A 4465-nucleotide genomic window follows, 5' to 3' on the forward strand; every position below is an offset into this window, starting at 1 on the left:
GCGACGGGACGGCCCAGCACCTGACCCCCCTCCGGCCCTCCGGGCCACCTCCCCCAAAGGGGGAGGATCCAGTCCGGGCCGATGCTCCCCTTCTGGGGGAGCTGTCGCGTAGCGACTGAGGAGGTCCTCAGCCGGCAGGGCACCCCACGGGCGCCCCGTTCAGCTTCGAAGCCGCCACCTCGGCCTTGGCCTTATCCAGGTCCGCCGAGAACGCCGGGTCCTGGTGCAGCCGCGAGACCATGGCCGAGCCCAGATACCGCCCCGCCTCGATGTCGCTCTGATAGTGCACGCCGCAGATGAGGCGGCTGTCGCCGAACTCGCGACCGCGCGCCAGGACGGCGCTGGCGTGCTCGGGCGCGATCTCGGAGATCACCAGGGCCCAGGACCAGCCGATCAGCCCGTGGCCGGACGGATAGGAGCCGTCGGTCTCGATCCATTTCTCGCGCGGCACGCAGATCGGCTTGGTGTTGCCTACCGGCGGGCGCTTGCGCTGGAACACCGCCTTGGCCGGCTGGTACAGGGTCGCGGCGTCGTCGGTCAGCCGCAGCAGCAGGTTGGCCAGGGTCGGGGTGGCCTGCGGGCTGATCGTGACGCCTGCGGCGCAGGAGAAGCTCTTGAAGCCGTGGGCGCCCGACAGGTCGGCGTCGGCGATCGCCTTGTCCCAGGCCGGCGTGCCCGCCAGCTTGCGCGTGGCCTCGAAGGCCGCCCGGTCGGCTTTGCCGCGCGGCGAGTCCGCAGCGGGCGGCGGCCCGACGATCAAAGCCCCGTCCAGGTTCATGCCGGTCTTCAGATAGCCGGCCGGAGGCTTGGACCAGCTGGCCGTGCTGGGGCTGACGGCGTAGGGCGCGGCGGGCTTGGCGAAAAGGTCCTGGACCGGCGAGCAGCCCATCAACAGGACGCCGCCGAGGGTGGCGACGAGCAGGGCCTTGCGGGTCATGGGCGGTCTCCGATCGGTCATCCGTTCACAGAAAGGCGACGAGAGGCCGCGTCAAGCGTGAAGCGACTGGACGACTCGTAATGTTATTCAATAACACTAAAATCGAACCGCTCCCCCGGCCAAGGTTCAGGATCCGCCCAGCCCCATCGCCGGGCCGTTCGGTGCGGGCGGGCGTGGCCTGGCAGTTCTAGGTCCCTCGCTCGGAGCGGCGTTTTCAGCGCCGCTTTCTCGCTCGGAGCGAAATGGAAGCTGCACTTAACCACAAGGCGGAGGGGTCGATTGCGAGGCCCCTCCGGATCGGCTAGAAGCGCCGGACCTTTAAGGGTCGCCTAAGCGCAATAGGCGTCCGTTCATTAGCCTTTTGTCGAGCTGTTCATGGAAACGACCCAACCCGCCGGCGGCATCTCCGGCAACGTCCTGTTCTATTCGTCGCCGGAGCCGCTGAGCCGCGAGCAGCACGCCAAGCTGGCTCTGGTCCACAAGGACAAGCCCTACGGCTTCGCCCTGAGCGGCACCGCCGTGCCGCTGGCCGTCACCGAATTCGCCCCCGCCGCCCTGAGCTATCCGGTGATCTTCGCCGGTGACGACCGCGTGCCGCTGGCCGTCATGGGCCTGAACACCGGCGAGAACCTGTTCATCCAGGCCGACGGCAGCTTCGAGGCCGGCGCCTACATCCCGGCCTATATCCGTCGCTATCCGTTCGTCCTGGCCAATGACGAGAGCCAGGATCGTCTGATCGTCTGCATCGACCGCGGTTCGGACCTGCTGGCCGAAGGCGGCCAGACCCCGCTGTTCGACGACAAGGGCGAGCCGACCGAATACACCCAGAACTGCATCAAGTTCTGCGACGACTTCGAAGTCGAGCGCCGCCGCACGGACTCGTTCGTGCAGCTGCTGAAGGACAACGACCTGTTCGAACTGAAGAAGGCCATCTTCACGCCGGCCAACGCCGACGGTTCGGCCGGCGAGCCGCAGACCGTGGCCGAGTACTTCGGCGTCTCGGAAGAGAAGCTGAACGCCCTGCCCGCCGAGAAGATCAAGGAGCTGCAGACCAGCGGCGCCTTGGCCCAGATCTATGCGCACCTGGTGTCGCTGATCGGTTGGGACCGCCTGATCGCCCTGGCCACTCAGCGCCAGCAGCAAGCGGCCGCCAACGGCGCCCTGAACTAAGACAGACGCCTCACGGCGTTGAAGAGGCGGCGGGTTCGAAAGAGCCCGCCGCCTTTTTCATGTCCGCTACCGCGCGAAGATGCTCCGCGTCAGGCACGAGAAGACCAGCCGGCCAGCCTCGTCCAGCAGGTCGTGCTGGGCGATGACGATGCCCTTGCCCTCGCCGACCGGGTCCTTGCCCATCACCGTCATGCGGCCGCGCAGAAGCTCGCCGGCCGGCGGATTGCGCAGCCAGCGCAGGGCGTCGACGCCGACCCGCTTGGTCTGGGGCCAGGCGGCGCTGGCCTCGCTGTCCAGTTTCGACCAGATGGCGAAGACCATGGTGTCGGGCGCGCCGCCGGTCGCCGGCCAGCCCGGCTGGAATGCCGCGCAGAAGGTCTCCAGCGCCTTGCCGTCGACGACCGTGGCGCCCAGCGACACCACCTGGCCGATCTCGATGTCGTCGAAGGAAGCGGGCATGGGCGGGCGACTCTCTTGCGAACGCGGGTCTTCGACCTGATCACGACGGCTTGGCCATTGTCGAGAGCGCTTGGAGAGGTCATGTGTCGTGATCTCGACCGCGCCTGGAACCTGTTCATGCCGTTTCGCAAGCTGTTCGCCGTTCTGCCGGCGCTGGTGATCGCCCTGCTGCTGGGCGCGCCCCTGGTCACGGGAGCGGCCAAGGCCGAGCCCGTCCAGACCGGGCATATCGAGGTCGAACTGGTCTCCCAGGAGGCCGGCGCCGCGCCCGGTTCGACGGTCTATGTGGCCCTGCGGCAGAAGATCCAGCCGGGCTGGCACACCTATTGGCGCAATCCTGGCGACGCCGGCGACGCCACTCGCATCGTCTGGACCCTGCCGGCTGGCTGGACCGCCGGGGACATCGTCTGGCCGACCCCGGAAAAGAGCCGCGTCGGGCCGCTGCTGGACTTCGCCTATACCGGCGAGGTGCTGTTGCCCGTGCCGATCAGCGTGCCGGCCAATGCCCAGGTCGGCTCGGTCGTCACCTTGAAGGCCGCCGCCGCCTTCCTGGTCTGCGAGCAGGTCTGCGTGCCCGAGGACGCCGTCGTCACCCTGACCCTGCCGGTGGTGGCCGGCATGCCTGGTCCCGATCCGAAATGGGCCGCCAAGGTTGCCGACACCCTGGCCAAGGCCCCCAAGCCGGCTGGACTGAAGGCCGTGTTCGAGCTCCAGGGCTCGGTGCTGAAGCTGGCCGTGACCGGCGCGCCGCTGAAGGGCGCCGACATGTCCGGCGCGTTCTTCTATCCCTATTCCGGCAAGGTGATCGAGCATCCGCCCGAGCAGGCGATCGAGCGCGGGCCGCAGGGCCTGACCCTGTCTCTGACTCCGGGCTACGACTTCACGCAGGCCGAGGCCAAGCCGACCGAGCTTTCCGGCGTACTGGCCCTGAACGGCGCGGCCTACGAGATCACCGCCACGCCGGGCGCGATCCCCGCCGAGGCCGGCGGCTTGGGCGCGCCGCCCGCGGCTGCGGCCAAGACTCACGGGTCGGCCGGCGGCGCGAGCCTGGGCCTGCCCTTGGCGGTGGCCTTCGCCTTCATCGGCGGCCTGATCCTCAACCTGATGCCCTGCGTCTTCCCGATCCTGTCGATGAAGGCCGCCAGCTTGACCGCCCACGCTCACCACGCCGGCAAGGCCCGGGTCCAGGGCCTGGCGTTCCTGGCGGGCGTGGTCGTCACCTTCCTGGCCCTGGCCGGATTGTTGATCGCGGTGCGGGCCGGCGGCGCGGCCGTGGGCTGGGGCTTCCAACTGCAGTCGCCGGCCGTGGTCGCCGCCCTGGCCCTGCTGATGCTGCTGGTGGCCTTGAACATGTCGGGCGTGTTCGAGGTCGGCGCGTCTGTGCAGGGCGTGGCTTCGGGGCAGGGTGGAAACGGCATAGGCGGCTCGTTCCTGACCGGCGCCCTGGCCGTACTGGTGGCCGCTCCGTGCACCGCGCCGTTTATGGCCGGGGCCCTGGGCTACGCCCTGACCCAGCCGCCGCTGCTGTCGCTGGCGGTGTTCCTGGGCTTGGCCCTGGGCTTCGCCGCGCCGTTCGTGAGCCTGGCCTTCGCCCCCGCCCTGCTGGGCCGCCTGCCGCGCCCGGGTCCGTGGATGGACGTGCTGAAGAAGGGCCTGGCCTTCCCGATGTACGCCACGGCCGCGTGGCTGGCCTGGGTGTTCAGCCAGCAGACCGGCGGGATCCCGTTGGCCGCCCTGCTGGCCGCCAGCGTGCTGGTCGCTTTCGCCGCCTGGCTGTACGGCCTGGCCCAGGCGCGCCAGATCGCCGGCAAGGGCGCGGCGGTTCCGTTCGTGCTGGCGGCTCTGTCGCTGGTCGCCGCCGTGGCCTTGGTCGTGGTTGGCGTCCGCACCGCCCCCGCC

Annotated in this window: 4 protein-coding genes; 2 read left to right on the plus strand and 2 right to left on the minus strand. The window is 69.5% G+C overall.

Features of this window, described 5'->3' with window-relative positions:
• Positions 1–127: 127 nt before the first annotated feature.
• Positions 128–937 (minus strand): acid phosphatase, encoded by an 810-nt coding sequence (locus tag WAL33_RS02470; RefSeq protein WP_422178149.1) that lies wholly within the window; start codon positions 935–937, stop codon positions 128–130.
• Between the two features lie 375 nt (positions 938–1312).
• Here WAL33_RS02470 and WAL33_RS02475 point away from each other — a divergent pair, with 375 nt between their 5' ends.
• Positions 1313–2107, plus strand: coding sequence for a SapC family protein (locus WAL33_RS02475; RefSeq protein ID WP_422178151.1), 795 nt, complete (start codon positions 1313–1315; stop codon positions 2105–2107).
• A gap of 66 nt (positions 2108–2173) precedes the next feature.
• Here WAL33_RS02475 and WAL33_RS02480 read toward each other — a convergent pair whose 3' ends face one another.
• The gene (locus tag WAL33_RS02480) at positions 2174–2566 is read right to left on the minus strand and encodes an acyl dehydratase (RefSeq protein ID WP_422178153.1); all 393 of its coding nucleotides are present in this window, start codon (positions 2564–2566) and stop codon (positions 2174–2176) included.
• A gap of 117 nt (positions 2567–2683) precedes the next feature.
• Between WAL33_RS02480 and WAL33_RS02485 the strand changes: the two genes are divergently transcribed.
• Positions 2684–4465, plus strand: a 1782-nt coding sequence (locus WAL33_RS02485; protein WP_422178155.1) for a protein-disulfide reductase DsbD family protein, incomplete at its 3' end; no start/stop codon positions are given.

The sequence above is a fragment of the Caulobacter sp. genome, assembly GCF_049283275.1.
Classification (GTDB): Bacteria; Pseudomonadota; Alphaproteobacteria; order Caulobacterales; family Caulobacteraceae; genus Caulobacter.

Bases quoted from the DNA above. Each gene is read 5' to 3' on its own strand.
- WAL33_RS02470 (WP_422178149.1), bottom strand. From the start codon at position 937: ATGACCCGCAAGGCCCTGCTCGTCGCCACCCTCGGCGGCGTCCTGTTG.
- WAL33_RS02475 (WP_422178151.1), top strand. From the start codon at position 1,313: ATGGAAACGACCCAACCCGCCGGCGGCATCTCCGGCAACGTCCTGTTC.
- WAL33_RS02480 (WP_422178153.1), bottom strand. From the start codon at position 2,566: ATGCCCGCTTCCTTCGACGACATCGAGATCGGCCAGGTGGTGTCGCTG.